A 17,653-nucleotide genomic window follows, 5' to 3' on the forward strand; every position below is an offset into this window, starting at 1 on the left:
GCGCTTAAACTTACAAAGCCGTATCTGCTGTTATTCCACTTCTGTCACCAGTGGATGCTCTTCCTGAACCGGCTGGCCGCTACCTTTGCGCAACATCCATACCGCATAGATCAGGGCCATCACTGCCGGAACGGCGCCGATATAGCCTACCGATGACATGGAGAATTCTGCACTGACTTTATTACCCAGCAGCGCGCCGGCGCCAATGCCAATATTGAAAATACCTGAAAACATCGCCATCGCCACATCGGTTGCATCCGGCGCCAGCGTCAGGACTTTCATCTGCATACCCATACCAATCATCATAAACGCGATGCCCCACAGCGAACAGAGCGCAATCATCGCCAGTTCACTCACTGCAGCAGTGGTCAGCAACAGCAGGCACAGAGATAACAAGGCAATGGCGCTGGCCAGCACGACGTTAAGGTGGGCTTCGCCATATTTACTGAAAATAATGCTACCGATAATCCCGGCGACACCCAGAACCAGCAACAGCAGAGTGGCAAAATTCTGGCTGAACCCCGCAACTTTTTGCACAAAAGGCTCGATATAGGTAAATGCGGTGAAATGCGCAGTCACCACCGCTACGGCCAGGGCGTAAAGGCCGAGCAGCGCCGGACGGCTCAGCAGCTCCGGAAGATTTCTTATCGATCCCGCTTGTTCTGAAGAAACGTTCGGGATGATTTTGACAATCAGCCACAGCAGAATAAAGGCTACCGCTGCGATCACCAGAAACGTTGCGCGCCAGCCGAAACCCTGGCCAATGATTCTGCCCAGCGGCAGACCCAGTACCGATGCCAGAGCGGTGGCGGTAGCAATCAGACTGAGTGCGCGCGCGCGGTTACCCACTGGCGCCAGCCGTATCGCCAGCGAGGCAGTAATCGACCAGAACAGGGCGTGCGCCAGCGCGACACCGGCGCGGCTGATCAGTAACACGTCAAAATTCCACGCAAAAAATGACAGCAGATGGCTGCACATAAATAAGCCGAAAATAGTGATCAGCAGGGTACGGCGATTGACCTGGCTGGTCATCAGCATCAGTGGCAGTGACATCAGCGCCACTATCCACGCGTAAACGGTCAGCATGATGCCGGTCTGTGCTGACTCCATGCCGAAGCTGCTACCAATATCTGAGAGTAACCCCACCGGGATATACTCAGTGGTGTTAAAAATAAATGCGGCCACAGCGAGTGTCATTACGCGTGACCATGCGGTTTTACGTGCAACAGCGTTGATATCAGACATAGGCAATCCGCTCTGGTGATAAAGAAGAAAGCGCAAGAGTCTAGATACCTGTGTGCAGAATTCAACCCGAATGTGATCTATGTCGCATTTTTGGCTAAGATATAACGTTGTTATGAAAAATTTTTATCGTCGGAGCTGACAGTCGCCACGGTTCATTCCACCTACTGCAACAGAAATACAGGGGCATAATTTGCTGATAAAAAAGAAGAAAACTCGCTCACATACAGAAGATCGCTCGCTGGCGTTATTCTTAGCCACCAGTGCGGGAGTACTGAATGCGATGGCCTTTGGCGCCTTTGGTTTTTTTCCATCGCATATGACCGGTAACGCTTCGCAAATTTCGACCGAAGTACCCGGCGCGGAATATCATGATCTGCTGTTTCTTGCGGTGCTGATCACGGCATTTATTGTCGGCTCAACCACCGCGCGTTTGCTGGTGATTACCGGCCTGAAGCGCAATCTGAGGACGATTTTCTGTCTGATACTTCTGGCAGAAGGCGTGATATTAACGCTGACTTCACTCTTTGAAACCGTCTTTTACTCGTCAAAAAATAACGGTGAAGTGCTGGTATTGCTCGGGTTCCTGATGGGCATCCATAACTCTACCTCCACTCAGCTTTCCAACGGACGGGTGCGCTCAACTCATGTCACCGGCACCCTGACTGATGCCGGAATCGCGTTCGGTTCATATCTCTCCTCGTTTGTCAGCGCTGTTAAAGCTGGCGAGCGGCATTTCTACCAAAAACAGCTGCATACCCATCTGACGACCATTGCCTCTTTTCTGACCGGGTGTATCGCCGGGTTCCTGTTATTTTCATCCTTTGGCTTCAGAGCGATGATCCCGCTGGGCCTGGTGCTGGTGCTGGTGGCTTTATCCACTATTGCTATGACATTGCATACGACAAAGGCGCGCAAAATCATTTAATTGCTGTGACGTTTGCGCTTTGTGTACCGCAGCTGAAGGGGGCTGACGCCCCCGGATCAATCTTACCGGCTGGTATCTCGGCTCACGGAACGGACTTGTGACAATATTGTGAAGCTAATCTTAACGTTAAAATAAATCTTCCTGTTACCGTTACGTCGCCACTGTGCCGATTTATTCAATGCTGAGTAAACGGTGGTTAAATTTAACTCCTCAGCTTTACTGCAACTTCCTTCCTTATGTCATCTTAATTTTCAGCTAAGAAATCTCCTGTATTTTGTGGGAAATGTCGAATTATGGCGGTTTGTCCCGCGCTAAAGTGATTTAACTCCGACTTGCGTAGGTTCGGGGTGAAATTCGGTTAAGGATCTTCGTCAGTAAAAAAACGGCGGGAATCTGACTGAACGCACATTTCCAAGCTGTTGGCGGATTTTTTCAAATTGCAAATCGCACGTTCTGCTACATTTTCACCTGGTTATTAATAAGAGAAACTTAACTATGTCTGACTTTCTTCCCTTTTCCCGACCGGCAACAGGTGAAGCTGAGCTGGCTGCCGTTGGCGATGTGCTGAATTCCGGCTGGATCACCACTGGTCCCAAAAATCAGCAGCTTGAAAAGGCCTTTTGTCAGTTAACCGGCAATCAGCATGCGATTGCTGTAAGTTCTGCAACCGCCGGGATGCATGTCACGCTGATGGCATTGGGCATTGGCGCCGGCGATGAAGTGATTACCCCTTCGCTGACCTGGGTTTCCACGCTGAATATGATTGTGCTGTCAGGGGCTGAACCGGTGATGATTGATGTCGATCGTCACACGCTGATGATTACCCCGGAGCTGATTGAAGCGGCGATCACCCCGCGAACAAAAGCGATTGTGCCGGTTCACTATGCGGGCGCACCGGCGGATATCGATGCGATCCACCGGCTGGGGCAGCGCTACGGCATTCCGGTGATTGATGATGCGGCCCACGCCGCTGGCACCTGGTATAAAGGCCGCCACGTTGGCGCCACCGGTACGGCAATTTTCTCCTTTCATGCAATTAAAAATATGACCTGCGCCGAAGGCGGTCTGGTGGTGACCGATGATGAAAAACTGGCAAATCGTATCCGTAGCCTGAAATTTCACGGTCTGGCTGTAGATGCCTTTGACCGTCAGACGCTCGGGCGCGCACCGCAGGCTGAAGTGATCAGCCCGGGCTACAAATACAATCTGCCCGATATCAATGCCGCCATTGCGCTGGTGCAACTGGCCAAACTTCCCCAGCTTAATGCCCGCCGTGCGCAAATTGCCAACCGCTATCTGCAGGAACTGCGGGATACGCCATTCCTGCCGCTGGCGCAGCCAGCGTGGGATCATCAGCATGCATGGCATCTGTTTATTATTCGCGTTGATCCACAGCGCTGTGGTCTGACGCGTGATGAACTGATGCAGGCGTTAAACGACCGCAAGATCGGCACCGGCCTGCATTTCCTTGCCGCGCATAGCCAGAAATATTACCGCGAGCGGTTTCCCGCGCTCTCCCTGCCTGAAACCGAGTGGAATGCGCAACGCATCTGCTCCATTCCGCTGTTTCCTGGCATGACTGATGACGATGCCAGCCGCGTGATTGCCGCGCTGCGCGATATTGCTGAGAAATAATATGACTACCGATCAGCCCATTAAAAAAATTTCGGTTGTCATTCCGGTATTCAACGAGCAGGAAAGTCTGCCGGAACTGATCCGTCGCACCACTGAGGTCTGCAACACCCTGCCCATGGACTATGAACTGCTGCTGGTGGATGACGGCAGTAGCGACGACTCCGCGGATATACTGGTGGCTGCCGCAGAGCAGCCGGGCAGCCATATTGTAGCGGTGTTGCTGAACCGTAATTACGGTCAGCACTCGGCGATTATGGCCGGTTTCAGTCATATCAGCGGCGATCTGATTATTACCCTCGATGCCGATCTGCAGAATCCCCCGGAAGAGATCCCCCGGCTGGTGGCGGTGGCCGCCGGGGGCTACGACGTCGTTGGCACTGTGCGGCAAAACCGTCAGGATAGCTGGTTTCGCAGGCGCGCTTCGCGGCTGATAAACCATCTTATTCAGCGCACCACCGGCAAGGCGATGGGTGACTATGGCTGCATGCTGCGGGCTTACCGTCGCCATATTGTTGATGCGATGTTGCACTGCCATGAGCGCAGCACCTTTATTCCGATTCTGGCCAATACCTTTGCCCGCCGGGCAATAGAAATTCCGGTGTTGCATGCGGAACGGGAGTTTGGCGATTCAAAATACAGCCTGATGCGTCTGATTAACCTGATGTATGACCTGATAACCTGCCTGACCACCACGCCGCTACGTATGCTCAGCATCTTAGGCAGTCTGATTGCGCTGGCCGGGTTTGCATTTTCGTTATTACTGATCTTTTTGCGCCTGTTTTTTGGTCCGCAATGGTCCGCAGATGGCGTGTTTATGCTGTTCGCTGTGCTGTTTATTTTTATCGGCGCACAGTTTGTCGGCCTCGGGCTACTGGGCGAATATATTGGTCGTATTTATAACGATGTACGTGCTCGTCCCCGTTACTTTATCCAGCGTGTTGTCAAACCTTCGGTTTCTGTCCCCCTGTCCTCAGAGGATATTCAATAATGAAAACGGTCGTTTTTGCCTACCACGATATGGGATGCATCGGTATCAATGCGCTGGTTAAGGCTGACTACCAGATTGAAGCCATCTTCACCCATACCGTTTCCGTGAACGAAAACCCTTTTTTTGCCTCCGTGGCGCGCGTGGCGGCGGAGCTGGGGATCCCGGTGTTTGCGCCGGAGGACGCTAACCATCCGCTGTGGGTCGATCGCATTAAAACCATGGCGCCGGACGTTATTTTCTCGTTCTATTACCGCAACCTGCTGTGTGACGACATTCTGAATAGCGCCAGCGTTGGCGCTTTTAATCTGCATGGTTCACTGCTGCCAAAATACCGCGGGCGTGCGCCGCTGAACTGGGTGCTGGTGAATGGCGAAACAGAAACTGGCGTGACGCTGCACCGGATGGTGAGCCGGGCCGATGCCGGTGCGATTGTTGCACAGGAACCTGTTGCCATTGCCGCGGATGACAATGCCCTGACCCTGCACCGCAAGCTGATCAGCGCAGCGGAGAGTCTGCTGATGAACGCGCTGCCAGCCATCAAACATCATCGGGCCAGCGAACGGGCTCAGGACGATAGTCAGGCGACAACTGTCGGACGCCGTTGTGCGGAGGATGGGCGTATCGACTGGGCGCAGCCGGCGCAGCAGATTAATAATCTGGTGCGTGCGGTGACCGATCCATGGCCGGGGGCATTCGGTTATGTCGGTGCGGCGAAGTTTATTGTCTGGAAGAGCAAAGTGCATCACGGCCAGCTTGCGCAAAAAGCAGGAACCGTATTGTCGGTCAGTCCGCTGCTGATTGCCTGCGGCGCTGGCGCGCTGGAAGTGATAACCGGACAGAGTGAAAACGGCGTTTATATGCGGGGTTCCCAGCTGGCGCAAACCCTGGGGCTGGTGACCGGCGCGCTGCTCAGCAGTCAGCCGCTAGCGGCGATCCGGCGTCGTACCCGTGTGCTGATCCTCGGGGTGAATGGCTTTATCGGCAACCACCTGACTGAACGCTTACTGCAGGATGATAATTTCGATATTTACGGCCTGGATATTGGTTCAGATGCCATCAGTCGTTTTATTGGTCATCCGCGCTTTCAGTTTGTCGAGGGGGATATCAGCATTCACTCCGAGTGGATCGAGTATCACATTAAGAAATGCGACGTTATCCTGCCGCTGGTGGCCATCGCCACGCCGATCGAGTACACGCGCAATCCTCTGCGGGTATTTGAGCTGGATTTTGAAGAGAATCTGAAAATTATTCGTGATTGCGTCAGGTATAAAAAACGCATCATTTTTCCGTCCACCTCTGAAGTTTATGGCATGTGTACCGACGCGAATTTCGACGAGGATCACTCCAACCTGGTGGTGGGGCCGATTAATAAACAGCGCTGGATTTATTCGGTTTCCAAGCAGCTGCTTGACCGGGTGATCTGGGCTTATGGCGACAAAGAGGGGCTGCGTTTTACCCTGTTCCGGCCGTTCAACTGGATGGGGCCACGGCTGGACAACCTCAATGCGGCGCGTATCGGTAGCTCGCGTGCGATCACCCAGCTAATTCTTAATCTGGTGGAGGGGTCGCCGGTAAAATTAATCGACGGTGGCAGGCAGAAACGCTGTTTTACCGATATCAGTGATGGTGTCGAGGCGCTGTTCCGTATTATTGAAAATAAAAACAGTAACTGCGACGGCCAGATTATCAATATTGGCAACCCGGAAAATGAGGCCAGCATCAAAGAGCTGGCGCTACAGCTGCTGGAAAGCTTTAACCGCCATCCGCTGCGCAGTCAGTTTCCTCCGTTTGCCGGCTTTCGTGAGGTGGAAAGCAGCAGTTATTACGGTAAAGGCTATCAGGATGTGGAGCACCGTAAGCCAGCCATTCGTAACGCGCGTCGTTTGCTGAACTGGGTGCCGGAGGTAAAGATGGATAAGACTATCGATGCCACACTGGATTTTTTCCTGCGGACGGTTGATGGCGTGGAACATAAACAATGAAAAAAGTCGGCCTTCGTATCGATGTCGATACCTGGCGCGGGACACGAGACGGCGTGCCGCGCCTGCTGGAAATGCTCAGCCTGCATTGCATTCAGGCAACTTTTTTCTTTAGTGTCGGGCCGGACAATATGGGGCGTCATCTCTGGCGCCTGATGAAGCCAGCATTTCTGTGGAAAATGCTGCGTTCAGATGCCGCGTCGCTGTACGGCTGGGACATTCTGCTGGCTGGCACTGCGTGGCCGGGACGCGATATTGGTCAGGGGCTGGCGGAAATGATTAACGCTACCGCTGACCACCATGAAGTCGGGCTGCACGCCTGGGACCATTTCGCCTGGCAGACCTGGGCGGGCGTCTGGCCAGCGGAAAAGCTTGAAGAACAGATCCGTCGCGGCAGAGATGCGCTGGCGGCGATCATCGGACAACCGGTGACCTGCTCGGCGGTGGCGGGCTGGCGTGCCGACGGGCGTGTAGTGGAAGCGAAAGAAGCCGCTGGTTTCCATTACAACAGTGACTGCCGTGGCACCACGCCTTTTTTACCGATTCTGCGCAATGGCGCGCCAGGAACCGTGCAGGTGCCGGTGACGCTACCCACCTGGGATGAAGTCGTCGGCACACGCGTCAGCAAATCGCAGTACAACAGCTTTATCCTTGAACAGATCAGACAGGATCGCGGCACGCCGGTTTACACCATTCATGCCGAAGTCGAAGGCATTGTAATGCATCAGCAGTTCAGTGAACTCCTCAGGCTGGCGGAACGGGAAGGTATCCAGTTCTGCCCGCTGAGCGAGCTGCTGCCTGATGATCTGTCCGCATTGCCGACGGGAAAAATTGTCCGGGGCACGCTTCCCGGACGTGAAGGCTGGCTGGGATGCCAGCAATTATCTGAGTAACCGGTATGAAATTGATGAAAAATGGCTTATTGCTGCTGGTGCTGTTTGCCCTGTATTACCTTATTCCACTGGAGTTTCGCCCTCTGTGGCAACCGGATGAAATCCGCTATGCGGAAATTAGTCGTGAGATGCTGGTCAGTGGCGACTGGGTGGTGCCGCACTTTTTTGATCTGCGCTATTTTGAAAAACCAGCTGCTGGCTACTGGATTAACAATCTTAGCCAGATGCTATTCGGTCATACCAATTTTGCCGTACGTTTCGGCTCGGTGTTTTCCATCACGCTGACGGCGCTGCTGGTTTACTGGCTGGCGTTGCGCATCTGGCGTGAACGCGATACTGCGCTGATGGCCAGCGTGATTTTCCTCACCACACTGCTGGTATATAGCGTCGGCAGCTATGCGGCGCTCGATCCGATGATCACTCTGTGGCTGGTTGCGGCGATGTGCAGTTACTGGCAGGCAGTAGAAGCGCCGACAACCACAAGAAGAGCGCTTTGCTGGCTGCTGCTCGGGCTGGCCTGTGGTATGGGCTTTATGACCAAAGGCTTTCTGGCGCTGGCGGTGCCGGTGGTGGCGATTGTTCCCTGGGCGCTGCATCAGCGACGCCTGCGCGAACTGCTGATCTATGGTCCGCTGGCGCTACTCGGTGCAGTGGCCATCAGTGCCCCCTGGGCCATTGCCATTGCCCGCGCCGAACCTGATTTCTGGCACTACTTTTTCTGGGTTGAGCATATTCAGCGCTTCGCCGAGTCCAACGCTCAGCACAAAGCGCCGTTCTGGTATTATCTGCCGGTATTAGCGCTGGGGTGTCTGCCGTGGCTGGCGCTGCTGCCGGGTGCATTGCGCACTGGCTGGCAGGCGCGTAAGGAGAATCGCGGTGGCCTGTATCTGTTGAGCTGGGTGCTGTTGCCGCTGCTGTTTTTCAGCATTGCCAAAGGTAAGTTGCCGACCTATATCCTGCCTTGTTTTGCCCCGCTGGCGATCCTGATGGCTAAACAGGCGATGCAGCTGGTCGCAGGCGATAGCCGGACGCTGAAAGTAAACGGCTGGATTAATCTGCTGTTCGGCCTGACCTGTAGCGCGGCGGTAATCGGTTTTCTGGCGCCCTGGGGAGTGGCTTCTCATCCGCTCTACAGCCATATCGAAGTACTGAAAGTACTACTGGCTGCAATGGCTTTCCTGCTATGGGCGCTGATAGGGTGGGTGACGCAGAAAGCCCCCGCGCGACGCTGGGCGTGGGCGGCGTTCTGCCCGCTGGTGCTGGTGCTGGTGGCAGGAAAAGCAATGCCTGACAGCGTAGTAAACGCCAAACAGCCGCAGCAGTTTTTGCATGGCATTAAAAATGAGATGGCATCAAGCCGCTACGTGCTGGCGAACACGCCGGGTATTGCTTCCGGACTGGCGTGGGAATTGCAGCGCAGCGATATCACTCTTTTCGATCAGCAGGGCGAATTGCAATACGGTCTGAGTTATGCGGATGCCCGGGACAAATTTGTTGCCGGTGACGACTTTGCACAATGGTTAACACGTCATCGCCGCGAGGGCAAAGTCTCATTGGTGATGTTGCTGTCCCGCAACCAGCCGGATCCTGCCGCCGGATTGCCCGAAGCCGACTTTTGCTACCGGCAAGGGAGACTGGTGATGTTGCAGTATAATCAGCAGCCATGAATATTCTGTTTATTGCCTTTGCCAGTCTGCTGAGCTGCGCTGGTCAGCTGTGCCAGAAACAGGCCGCGCATCGCGGAGTGCATAAAGGGCGCTGGCATTTGCTGTTCTGGCTGGGGCTAAGCGTGCTGCTGCTCGGCTGTGCGATGCTGGTCTGGCTGGTGGTGCTGCAAAAAGTGCCGGTGGGTGTGGCCTATCCGATGCTGAGCCTGAATTTTATCTTTATTGTGCTGGCCGCCCGCTGGCTGTGGCGTGAACCGGTCTCGGGTCGTCACTGGCTGGGTATCGGGTTGATTGTGGCTGGCGTGATGGTAATGGGAGTCTGGGCCTGATGGGGACTCTGCTGGCGCTGTGCAGCGTACTGCTGGTCAGTTGCGCGCAACTGCTGTTGCGCTGGTCGATGGTCAATCTGCCTGCAGCCAGCGATCTCGCAGCCTTCCTGCCGGTGCTACTGACCTTCTCTGCGCCCGTGCTGGGATTGCTCGCGGGTCTTGCCGCCTATGGACTGTCGATGCTGTGCTGGTTTCTGGCTTTACAGCGGATAGCGATCAGCAAGGCGTACCCGTTGCTTAGCCTGAGTTATGTGCTGGTATGGGCGGCGGCGCTGTGGTTCCCGGCGCTTAATGAGCACTTCAGCTGGGGCAAACTCGCCGGGGTGCTGCTGATAGTGAGTGGCCTGCTGCTGATTTGCTGGCCTGCCGCCGGCAAAAAACCGTAACCCGCCCGCGTTATGATTGAAACAGAGGGGCGCGGGGCTGGATATCGCCGCTAGCAGGCAACCAGAACTTTTTACACAGCTACGTTTTTCCAGCAAAAAAGGCGACATTAAGTCGCCTTTTAGCGTTATGATTTTGCTGATAAATTTTTTACAGGTAACGTATTATGTCGACCGTTTCTCCTCTGCTGGATGTGCAGGAAGCGAGCTTTGCCACCGAAGGGCGCCAGCTACTGGCGCCGGTTTCACTGACGCTGAATGCGGGTGATTTTGTTCTGCTGACCGGCCCCTCCGGCAGCGGAAAAAGCACCCTGCTGAAAATTATGGCTTCGCTGCTGACGCCTTCCGCTGGTGAAATCCGCTTTAAAGGCGCACCGATTGCTCAGCTGAAAGCGGAAAGTTATCGCCAGCAGGTCTCATATTGTTTCCAGACGCCAGCACTGTTTGGCGATACGGTGTATGACAACCTTGCTTTTCCGTGGCAAATTCGCCAGAAAAAAGTTGAGCGCGATGAGCTGAAAAGCTGGCTACAGCGGGTAAATCTGCCTGCGGAGATACTGGACAAGAAAGCGTCGCAGTTATCCGGTGGTGAAAAACAGCGAGTAGCGCTGTTACGTAACCTGCAGTTTTTACCACAGATATTGCTGCTGGATGAGATTACCAGTGCGCTGGATGAAGAAAATAAGCAGCTGGTTAACCAGCTGATCGCCGGGCTGGTGAAGGAAGAGGGGATCGCCGTGGTGTGGATTAGTCATGACAGCGCCGAAATTAGCCAGGCGCAGCGGGTTTTGACGCTGACGGCTCCGGCTACCGGGAGTCATGATGAACCAGCATAATATAACCAATGAATCGCTGGGGCTGGCGCTGATTCTGGTGGTTATCGCGCTGTTAATCAGCCAGAAAGAGAAGCTGGGTCTGGGCAAGGATATTATCTGGAGCGTATCGCGCGCCGTTGTCCAGCTGATAATCGTTGGCTATGTACTAAAGACCATTTTCAGTCTGGACAATAGCTGGCTGACGGTTCTGATGGTGCTGTTTATCTGCGTCAATGCATCGCTTAATGCCCGCAAGCGCAGTCGCAATATTGATAACGCCTTTATCATTTCATTTATCGCCATCACCATTGGCACCACTCTGACGCTGGCGATCCTGGTGCTGAGTGGTTCAATCGAATTTATGCCAATGCAGGTGATCCCGATTTCCGGCATGATCGCCGGTAATGCAATGGTTGCCGTCGGGTTATGCTACAGCAATCTTAACCAGCGCTTTGCCGATAACCGACAGAAAATCATGGAGATGCTGAGTCTCGGCGCGTCGGTTAAAATGGCATCCGCCACGCTAATCCGTGACAGTATTCGTGCCGCAATGATCCCAACCGTGGATGCAGCGAAAACCGTTGGGCTGGTCAGTCTGCCTGGCATGATGTCGGGGCTGATTTTTGCCGGTATTGATCCGGTAAAGGCGATTAAATATCAAATTATGGTGACATTTATGCTGCTGGGAACCGCCAGCCTGTCGACCATCATCGCCGGTTATCTGGCTTACCGTCGCTTCTATAATGCGCAGGCCCAGCTGAAAACATTAAGCTAGTGCTCCCCCCCTCTGTTATGCAGAGGGGCTTTTCGCGCAACGAAATGGACAGAGATAATATAAACCAAAGTATTAAATTGAGACTTGTCTCTTAATTAAATACATGGGTTTTGTTTTGCTGAAGTCACGTATAAATAGCGAGTTTTGTGTAATATTTTATTTACAGTAACCGGGCGGCGCTAATATAAACTGATATATCAATACGTTGTGATTGCTATGTAATAGTAAACTCTATTTTATACTAAAACTTGCAGATATTAACTTTGCTGCCAGAATTATTATTGCAAAACGCCCACTGAGAAATGATTCTTAGTGAAAATAGCAAGCACGAAGAGGAAATGTTATGACTGAACATCGTGGTGGATCAGGTAACTTTAGCGAAGATCGTGAGAAAGCATCAGAAGCTGGCAAAAAAGGCGGTCAGCAAAATAGTGGTTCATTTAAAAATGATCGCGATAAAGCCTCCGAAGCAGGTAAAAAAGGCGGCCAGAGTGGCGGTAACAACCGCTAGCTATTGAAAATACTCTTGTTTTTTTTACGGCAATTTAACCCCGTTACGTCGCAAGCGTAACGGGGTTAAATATTTCTTTTTTCCCAAAATTAAAATTTGTGATCTGCACTTATTTATAATCTTAAAATCAGATGAAACGTTAATAAATACAATGAAGTTGTGCTGGTTTACTCCTGAGGTGATTGTATTTATTATCGGATCATAGGGTAAGGCGGGTGTAAGTTTTCCTCTCTTAAGGTAGCCCGGTCGGCAATATTGCCTGACGTGTTTAACTTAACGAGGGAAAAATATGCGATCGATAAAAATTATCCTGCCACTATTAATCTTAGGAAGTTATACCGTAAATTCTTTTGCCGCAAGACCAGTTACTTCTGATGAGGGACTGACAAAAATAGGGACTATTTCCGCATCGGGAGAGACCACGCTTTCTGATCTGGAAAATAAACTGGCGCTGAAGGCGGATGAGCGCGGCGCCAGTGCTTACCGCATTATCTCCGCAGGCGGTGAAAATATGCTTTATGGCGTTGCGGTTATTTATAAATAATCTGCAGCAAAGTCCAGGGAGGGGGTTTTCCCTGGACTGATAACGGGTGTGTATAAATCGGCATATAAACCGTTATCTTTACTGTCCGCTATCCCCCTGCGCCAGGCAACAGCCTGATTAATGCCTCCAGCTGTGGCGTTTTGGCCCCGCGTCGCCAGATTAGCCAGGTATTCAGCCAGCGCCAGTTCTCATCAGGAACGCATATCATCACCTGTTCATGTCCCGGCATACTCTCCAGCATGCTGCGCGGCAGCATCGCCATGCCCGCGCCAGCGATCACGCAGGCCAGCATGCCGTGATAAGACTCCATCTCGTAAATCTTACCTGGCGTGGCCTGATCGCCCAGAAACCAGTTCTCAAAGTGGCGACGATAAGAGCAGTTCTCACGGAAGGCATAAATGTTATGACCGCTTACATCGCGCGCACGGCTGACCGGCGCAGAACCGGCGGGTGTAATAATTACCATCTCCTCCATAAAAACCGGCATCCCTTCAATTGCCGGATGCATCACCGGTCCGTCAATAAAGGCCGCGGACAGATCACCTGCAAGTACCGCATCCAGCATGGTTCCGGACGGGCCGGTGCTCAAATCCAGTTGTATCATCGGATAACGCTGGTGGTACTGGCCGAGAATAGCGGGGATCCGTACTGCTGCGGTGCTCTCCAGTGAACCCAGGGTAAAGATCCCCTGTGGCTGCTGTCCGGTCACCGTCTGGCGGGCTTCGGCAACCAGCGCGAGAATCTGGCTACTGTACTGCAACAAGCTGTGGCCCGCGGGTGACAGCCGCAGCCGCTGGTTTTCGCGGATAAACAGTTCCACCCCCAGATCAGCCTCCAGCTGGCGGATGCGTGTGGTGACATTGGACGGTACGCGATGCACCCTGCGTGCCGCTTCCGAAACGCTGCCAGTTTCAGCCACTGCAGAAAACATCTCGAGCTGGGAAAGGTTCATGCCGTTCTCATTTAGTGAAAGGTAGTAGCTTAATTATTCACTTTTTAAATGGCCCTCACAAGTTCAGAATCATCACAACGCTAATTAACCACGGACATCACAATGACCATTACCAATCTGACTCATGCCATTTCGCTCAATCCGGCCAGTGCGGAAAAACTGGCTGAATACCCCTTTGATACCAGCACGCAGGTTGACCAGGCGATTGCCGCTTGTTTCAGCGCGGGCAAGCAGTGGGGCGCGCTGCAGGTGGCGCAACGTGCTGATAAATTGCGCGATCTTGGCAATGCTTTACGTGAAAACCTCGAACAACTGGCACAATTGATCAGCCAGGAGATGGGTAAACCGATTAAGCAGGCGCGCGGTGAAGTGGCGAAGAGCGCCAGCCTTTGCGACTGGTATGCCGAACACGGGCCGGCAATGCTGGCGACAAAGCCCACCCTGGTTCCGGACAATCAGGCCGTCACCGAATTTCGTCCTTTAGGCACCGTGCTGGCGGTGATGCCGTGGAATTTTCCGCTGTGGCAGGTGATGCGTAGCGCGGTGCCGGTGATGCTGGCCGGTAACAGCTACCTGCTGAAGCATGCGCCGAATGTAATGGGCAGTGCTTATCTGATCCAGCGCATTGTTACTGCTGCAGGTTTCCCGCAGGGTGTATTTACCGTGATCAACGCCAGCAATGACGGGGTCAGCCAGGCGATTACGGATAGCCGCGTGGCGGCCGTTACCTTTACTGGTAGCGTCAGGGCAGGGGCCGCCATTGGTGCTCAGGCTGGTGCGGCACTGAAAAAATCGGTGCTGGAACTGGGCGGTTCCGATCCCTTTATCGTGCTGAAAGATGCCGATCTGGATCAGGCGGTTAAAGCGGCAGTCGCAGGTCGTTATCAGAATAGCGGGCAAGTCTGCGCCGCAGCAAAACGCTTTATTATTGAAGAAGCGATTGCCGAAGCGTTCACCGCGAAGTTTGTCGCGGCGGTTGAGGCGCTGAAAACCGGCACCCCTGATGATGAAGATAACTATGTCGGTCCAATGGCCCGCTTCGATCTGCGTGATGAACTGCATGCCCAGGTAGAAGCGACTCTGGCCGAAGGCGCTGTGCTGCTGAGCGGTGGCTACAAAGTACCCGGCAAAGGTAACTTCTATGCGCCGACGGTTCTGGGTAACGTCCAGCCGCATATGACGGCTTTCCGCCAGGAGCTTTTTGGTCCGGTAGCGGCGGTGAGCGTGGCGCGTGACGCCGATCATGCCGTGGCGCTGGCCAACGACAGTGATTTTGGCCTGTCGGCCACGATCTACAGTGGCGATGAAGCGCTGGCTAATGAGATTGCATCCCGACTGGAGTGTGGAGGTGTGTTTATCAATGGCTACAGCGCCAGCGACCCGCGTGTGGCTTTTGGTGGGGTGAAGAAGAGTGGTTACGGACGTGAGCTGTCAGTGTATGGCTTGCATGAGTTCTGTAATATTCAGACCGTATGGAAAAACCGACAGGGCTAAACTTTAACCGTTGCACTGACCGGCGAGAAATTTATCTGACCAGACAACTGTCTGGTCAGCATCGAGGGAGGCACGGTCAGTAATCAGGATCATCAGGCGTGCGGCTGACAATCAACTCAAGCGCAAGGCGGTAAATATCCTGGGTGACCACATCAGCGGTGGTTTCTAACTTTTCAATCAGCTTCAGAATAATACCTTTATGGGTAACATGATTGCCGGAGGCAACGATTTCCTTAATGACGGCGCCGATAACTTCCGCTTCAGACGCATAAATCTCACCGGCTTCATTCAGATATTGAGAAAGCTGAGATTCCGTCGACAACTCCTGCATGGTTCTATCCTCTTAATGGCTCTGGCAGCTGCATAGCTGGCCCTGTTTGCGAGTAAAGCATAGAAGAGAATTATCGTTGCTGCTCAGTGTTTTCTCGAACCATCCGCTGGCCCTTCATTGGTGAAAATATGCACCACGTTATCGGTGTCACGGATCTCCCGCGTTACCCGTTTACGGTTTTCTGGCATATTGCCGATCACTTCATGAATTGCGCGCTTACAGGCACGGTACTTTACCGGGTCACTCTCCATTTTCGCCATGGTCTGCAGTTGCTTAATCAGCGAAGCATTATTGATTGCTCCGCCTGCATTAATCAGCGCAAGGACGGCTTCACCCATCATAATATCGATTAATTTTTCTTCGTCACTTCTGGTCATAACAGCTTCTCTGAATCAGGCGTATGACTTAGTCTCTGCGTCCAAACAACATGCCAATCAGCTGCTGATAATGCTTTTCCTGCTCTTTACTTGCGGACAGCTCAAGGCGGGTCAGCAATTTGGCGCAAATCGCCTTACGATTGATACTCTTACCCGAACGCAGGATCTCCACAACAATCTGACCCAGCGTCTCCTGCTGAGACGGCAGCGTGGCCTCATTAAAATAGTGGGCGATATCTGAATCTGACTTAGTGTTATATCCATCCTGATGCATATTACTGCCCTCAGCGGTGAAAGATTAATATGTACCCAATGATTCTGCGGGACCAAGTTATACAGTTTTTGAAAACATGTACAGGATATTGCTGCTGATACGCAGGTTTTTTTTGGCAAAAAATGCTATTCGCTTAGCTGGAAAGCTGAATTCTTATGCAATAAATCAACATGTTCCGAATTGTGGAGCGATGCCGGCACCCGGACGGCCAAATTTCTGATAGCTGTTATACTGTGTATATAGCCATAGAAAGGAGGTGCAGTGCCTGACAGATATCGGGAAGACCAGCAGGAAATTTGTGCCGTGATCGGCAAAGCGGTGTTTGACCTGATTAAAACGGGTCAGGCGCTTGAGGTGCGTAATATCATTCTGGTGTTACAGCTGCAGGGAGCGCAGGCCTCCAGTGAGCGGCTGAAGAATATCTATCTGCTGGCCAGACGCTACGTTATGCAGGATGCGTCAAAAGACCGGAACTGAAAGCTGTGGTCGGTTAACGCCTGGTCTCACAGGCAAAAAAACGGTATTTTAGCGATCGGCTTAAGACTCAGTATGGATAAAATGCAAGGATAGTGTTGATGATCGTCTGGAATGGCTTCGGTTTTTTTATAGCGGTATTTATCTCTCTGGCTTACCTGTTTTGCAAATGGCTGTTTAACACTCTCTGGCAGGCTGACTACTATTCGGCGCATCACTGGACTATCGGCGTCACTATGTTGCTGGCGTCTCTGTTATCGGCGCTATTTGTCTGGTGGCTGACGCTGCCGTCCACGCAGCTGTTTATATCCCGCTTTTCTGGCGCTCAGTCGATGCAGCAACCGCTGCAAAATCATTCATTCTTTTTTATTCCCATCGCTTACTGGTCAATAATCCTGTTTTTACTGGGATTGGGACTCTGTATTTACGACCTGAAACCATAATCAGACCTGTCTTGCCGGCACTGTTGTCGCCTGCAATGCTGTTAAAAATGGAGATACCAATATTATGGCAATTAAAAAAACAGTGGGCATGCTGAGCCTGCTTGCAGCATTATGCGGCGCCAGCACGATGGCTGCTGCCGCGCAGACTGCGATGCCTGTCGCCAGTGTCCCTGCGGTGCAGAAGATCTCGCTGCTGAACGGCAAATTAGCTTTCGATTTGCCAGGCTATGAAGTGCAAGCTGTCCCTGGCGACGCGCCGGGAAAAATGTATGTCAATAAGCAGGACAAACGCGTACTGATTATTGGGGAAGAGCCCGTTCCGCTGATTGCGCGTGGTGGTAGCGATGCTGATTTCCTCGAAGGTATGAAGGTTATCAGGGATAAACAAAAGCAGGTTTCACCTGACTATAAGGTGATTAGCGAAAAGACCGAGAAGGTTAAAGGACTGGATGTCTATCATATTGAAGCCACCAATGTGATGGGAGGCAATCATGTCGTTCAGACCACGCTGCTGGCGGCTGGCGATGATAAAATTACGGTTATCCAGATCATTTCTGGCGCCAGCAATCAAGCCGCGCATCAGCTGGCGGTAAATAAGATCCTTGCTAAATAAACAGCC

21 protein-coding genes are annotated in these 17,653 nt (G+C 52.7%); 16 read left to right on the forward strand and 5 right to left on the reverse strand.

What is annotated here, in order from left to right; translation table 11 throughout:
* Window positions 1-30: 30 nt before the first annotated feature.
* Window positions 31-1,245 carry a sugar transporter gene (locus J2125_RS20450; RefSeq protein WP_017801748.1) on the reverse strand — a complete coding sequence of 405 codons (1,215 nt, stop codon included), beginning with the start codon at window positions 1,243-1,245 and terminating at the stop codon, window positions 31-33.
* A gap of 190 nt (window positions 1,246-1,435) precedes the next feature.
* Here J2125_RS20450 and J2125_RS20455 point away from each other — a divergent pair, with 190 nt between their 5' ends.
* From J2125_RS20455 to bhsA, 12 genes are all read left to right on the forward strand, one after another.
* On the forward strand, window positions 1,436-2,170 hold the full coding sequence (locus tag J2125_RS20455; RefSeq protein ID WP_017801749.1) for a YoaK family protein: 735 nt from the start codon (window positions 1,436-1,438) through the stop codon (window positions 2,168-2,170).
* 495 nt (window positions 2,171-2,665) lie between these two features.
* Window positions 2,666-3,805, forward strand: coding sequence for a UDP-4-amino-4-deoxy-L-arabinose aminotransferase (gene arnB / locus J2125_RS20460; protein WP_017801750.1), 1,140 nt, complete (start codon window positions 2,666-2,668; stop codon window positions 3,803-3,805).
* Window position 3,806: 1 nt separating this feature from the next.
* Complete coding sequence (gene arnC, locus J2125_RS20465) at window positions 3,807-4,793, forward strand: undecaprenyl-phosphate 4-deoxy-4-formamido-L-arabinose transferase (RefSeq protein WP_017801751.1); 987 nt, start codon at window positions 3,807-3,809, stop codon at window positions 4,791-4,793.
* Window positions 4,793-6,775, forward strand: a complete 1,983-nt coding sequence (gene arnA / locus J2125_RS20470; protein WP_017801752.1) for a bifunctional UDP-4-amino-4-deoxy-L-arabinose formyltransferase/UDP-glucuronic acid oxidase ArnA — start codon at window positions 4,793-4,795, stop codon at window positions 6,773-6,775. The genes arnC and arnA overlap by 1 nt, the downstream gene beginning before the upstream one ends.
* A complete protein-coding gene (arnD, locus tag J2125_RS20475) occupies window positions 6,772-7,665 on the forward strand; it encodes a 4-deoxy-4-formamido-L-arabinose-phosphoundecaprenol deformylase (protein WP_017801753.1) in 894 nt (297 codons plus the stop codon). The genes arnA and arnD overlap by 4 nt, the downstream gene beginning before the upstream one ends.
* Before the next feature lie 5 nt (window positions 7,666-7,670).
* Window positions 7,671-9,332 carry a lipid IV(A) 4-amino-4-deoxy-L-arabinosyltransferase gene (gene arnT, locus J2125_RS20480; RefSeq protein WP_209499534.1) on the forward strand — a complete coding sequence of 554 codons (1,662 nt, stop codon included), beginning with the start codon at window positions 7,671-7,673 and terminating at the stop codon, window positions 9,330-9,332.
* Window positions 9,329-9,661, forward strand: a complete 333-nt coding sequence (gene arnE / locus J2125_RS20485; protein ID WP_017801755.1) for a 4-amino-4-deoxy-L-arabinose-phosphoundecaprenol flippase subunit ArnE — start codon at window positions 9,329-9,331, stop codon at window positions 9,659-9,661. Before arnT ends, arnE begins: the two co-directional genes overlap by 4 nt.
* The gene (gene arnF, locus J2125_RS20490; RefSeq protein WP_017801756.1) at window positions 9,661-10,047 is read left to right on the forward strand and encodes a 4-amino-4-deoxy-L-arabinose-phosphoundecaprenol flippase subunit ArnF; all 387 of its coding nucleotides are present in this window, start codon (window positions 9,661-9,663) and stop codon (window positions 10,045-10,047) included. The genes arnE and arnF overlap by 1 nt, the downstream gene beginning before the upstream one ends.
* Window positions 10,048-10,211: 164 nt before the next feature.
* Window positions 10,212-10,880: an iron efflux ABC transporter ATP-binding subunit FetA gene (fetA, locus tag J2125_RS20495; RefSeq protein ID WP_017801757.1), complete on the forward strand. Its 669-nt coding sequence runs from the start codon at window positions 10,212-10,214 to the stop codon at window positions 10,878-10,880.
* Entirely contained in the window at window positions 10,867-11,634 is a 768-nt protein-coding gene (gene fetB / locus J2125_RS20500) for an iron efflux ABC transporter permease subunit FetB (protein WP_017801758.1), read from the forward strand. The genes fetA and fetB overlap by 14 nt, the downstream gene beginning before the upstream one ends.
* A gap of 343 nt (window positions 11,635-11,977) precedes the next feature.
* A complete protein-coding gene (locus J2125_RS20505) occupies window positions 11,978-12,145 on the forward strand; it encodes a con-10 family general stress protein (RefSeq protein ID WP_017801759.1) in 168 nt (55 codons plus the stop codon).
* A gap of 289 nt (window positions 12,146-12,434) precedes the next feature.
* Window positions 12,435-12,689, forward strand: a complete 255-nt coding sequence (gene bhsA / locus J2125_RS20510; RefSeq protein WP_017801760.1) for a multiple stress resistance protein BhsA — start codon at window positions 12,435-12,437, stop codon at window positions 12,687-12,689.
* Window positions 12,690-12,777: 88 nt separating this feature from the next.
* Here the strand turns inward: bhsA and ptrR are convergent, their stop codons facing one another.
* On the reverse strand, window positions 12,778-13,641 hold the full coding sequence (gene ptrR, locus J2125_RS20515; protein ID WP_017801761.1) for a putrescine utilization regulator PtrR: 864 nt from the start codon (window positions 13,639-13,641) through the stop codon (window positions 12,778-12,780).
* Window positions 13,642-13,743: 102 nt separating this feature from the next.
* On the opposite strand from ptrR, the gene J2125_RS20520 reads away from it, so the two are divergent.
* Complete coding sequence (locus J2125_RS20520) at window positions 13,744-15,135, forward strand: aldehyde dehydrogenase family protein (RefSeq protein ID WP_017801762.1); 1,392 nt, start codon at window positions 13,744-13,746, stop codon at window positions 15,133-15,135.
* A 76-nt stretch (window positions 15,136-15,211) separates the two neighbouring features.
* Here J2125_RS20520 and J2125_RS20525 read toward each other — a convergent pair whose 3' ends face one another.
* The 3 genes from J2125_RS20525 to ycgZ all read right to left on the reverse strand — a co-directional run bounded on the left by J2125_RS20525 (window position 15,212) and on the right by ycgZ (window position 16,117).
* A complete protein-coding gene (locus J2125_RS20525) occupies window positions 15,212-15,466 on the reverse strand; it encodes a biofilm/acid-resistance regulator YmgB/AriR (RefSeq protein ID WP_017801763.1) in 255 nt (84 codons plus the stop codon).
* An 83-nt stretch (window positions 15,467-15,549) separates the two neighbouring features.
* The gene (locus tag J2125_RS20530) at window positions 15,550-15,843 is read right to left on the reverse strand and encodes a hypothetical protein (RefSeq protein ID WP_017801764.1); all 294 of its coding nucleotides are present in this window, start codon (window positions 15,841-15,843) and stop codon (window positions 15,550-15,552) included.
* A 28-nt stretch (window positions 15,844-15,871) separates the two neighbouring features.
* Window positions 15,872-16,117, reverse strand: a complete 246-nt coding sequence (ycgZ, locus tag J2125_RS20535) for a regulatory protein YcgZ (RefSeq protein WP_017801765.1) — start codon at window positions 16,115-16,117, stop codon at window positions 15,872-15,874.
* A gap of 261 nt (window positions 16,118-16,378) precedes the next feature.
* On the opposite strand from ycgZ, the gene J2125_RS20540 reads away from it, so the two are divergent.
* From J2125_RS20540 to J2125_RS20550, 3 genes are all read left to right on the forward strand, one after another.
* Window positions 16,379-16,594 carry a DUF2767 family protein gene (locus J2125_RS20540; protein ID WP_157819451.1) on the forward strand — a complete coding sequence of 72 codons (216 nt, stop codon included), beginning with the start codon at window positions 16,379-16,381 and terminating at the stop codon, window positions 16,592-16,594.
* A gap of 98 nt (window positions 16,595-16,692) precedes the next feature.
* Window positions 16,693-17,034, forward strand: coding sequence for a hypothetical protein (locus J2125_RS20545; protein WP_017801767.1), 342 nt, complete (start codon window positions 16,693-16,695; stop codon window positions 17,032-17,034).
* A gap of 64 nt (window positions 17,035-17,098) precedes the next feature.
* Window positions 17,099-17,647 (forward strand): DcrB/PsbP domain-containing protein, encoded by a 549-nt coding sequence (locus J2125_RS20550; protein ID WP_017801768.1) that lies wholly within the window; start codon window positions 17,099-17,101, stop codon window positions 17,645-17,647.
* Window positions 17,648-17,653 lie beyond the last annotated feature (6 nt).

Origin of the sequence: Winslowiella toletana, from assembly GCF_017875465.1 — a bacterium.
Taxonomy (GTDB): domain Bacteria; phylum Pseudomonadota; class Gammaproteobacteria; order Enterobacterales; family Enterobacteriaceae; genus Erwinia; species Erwinia toletana.

What these genes read in the sequence shown, in the direction of transcription:
- J2125_RS20450 (WP_017801748.1), bottom strand. Translation starts at nt 1,245, where the DNA reads ATGTCTGATATCAACGCTGTTGCACGTAAAACCGCATGGTCACGCGTA.
- arnB (WP_017801750.1), top strand. Translation starts at nt 2,666, where the DNA reads ATGTCTGACTTTCTTCCCTTTTCCCGACCGGCAACAGGTGAAGCTGAG.
- arnC (WP_017801751.1), top strand. Translation starts at nt 3,807, where the DNA reads ATGACTACCGATCAGCCCATTAAAAAAATTTCGGTTGTCATTCCGGTA.
- arnA (WP_017801752.1), top strand. Translation starts at nt 4,793, where the DNA reads ATGAAAACGGTCGTTTTTGCCTACCACGATATGGGATGCATCGGTATC.
- arnD (WP_017801753.1), top strand. Translation starts at nt 6,772, where the DNA reads ATGAAAAAAGTCGGCCTTCGTATCGATGTCGATACCTGGCGCGGGACA.
- arnT (WP_209499534.1), top strand. Translation starts at nt 7,671, where the DNA reads ATGAAATTGATGAAAAATGGCTTATTGCTGCTGGTGCTGTTTGCCCTG.
- arnE (WP_017801755.1), top strand. Translation starts at nt 9,329, where the DNA reads ATGAATATTCTGTTTATTGCCTTTGCCAGTCTGCTGAGCTGCGCTGGT.
- arnF (WP_017801756.1), top strand. Translation starts at nt 9,661, where the DNA reads ATGGGGACTCTGCTGGCGCTGTGCAGCGTACTGCTGGTCAGTTGCGCG.
- fetA (WP_017801757.1), top strand. Translation starts at nt 10,212, where the DNA reads ATGTCGACCGTTTCTCCTCTGCTGGATGTGCAGGAAGCGAGCTTTGCC.
- fetB (WP_017801758.1), top strand. Translation starts at nt 10,867, where the DNA reads ATGAACCAGCATAATATAACCAATGAATCGCTGGGGCTGGCGCTGATT.
- J2125_RS20505 (WP_017801759.1), top strand. Translation starts at nt 11,978, where the DNA reads ATGACTGAACATCGTGGTGGATCAGGTAACTTTAGCGAAGATCGTGAG.
- bhsA (WP_017801760.1), top strand. Translation starts at nt 12,435, where the DNA reads ATGCGATCGATAAAAATTATCCTGCCACTATTAATCTTAGGAAGTTAT.
- ptrR (WP_017801761.1), bottom strand. Translation starts at nt 13,641, where the DNA reads ATGAACCTTTCCCAGCTCGAGATGTTTTCTGCAGTGGCTGAAACTGGC.
- J2125_RS20520 (WP_017801762.1), top strand. Translation starts at nt 13,744, where the DNA reads ATGACCATTACCAATCTGACTCATGCCATTTCGCTCAATCCGGCCAGT.
- J2125_RS20525 (WP_017801763.1), bottom strand. Translation starts at nt 15,466, where the DNA reads ATGCAGGAGTTGTCGACGGAATCTCAGCTTTCTCAATATCTGAATGAA.
- J2125_RS20530 (WP_017801764.1), bottom strand. Translation starts at nt 15,843, where the DNA reads ATGACCAGAAGTGACGAAGAAAAATTAATCGATATTATGATGGGTGAA.
- ycgZ (WP_017801765.1), bottom strand. Translation starts at nt 16,117, where the DNA reads ATGCATCAGGATGGATATAACACTAAGTCAGATTCAGATATCGCCCAC.
- J2125_RS20545 (WP_017801767.1), top strand. Translation starts at nt 16,693, where the DNA reads ATGATCGTCTGGAATGGCTTCGGTTTTTTTATAGCGGTATTTATCTCT.
- J2125_RS20550 (WP_017801768.1), top strand. Translation starts at nt 17,099, where the DNA reads ATGGCAATTAAAAAAACAGTGGGCATGCTGAGCCTGCTTGCAGCATTA.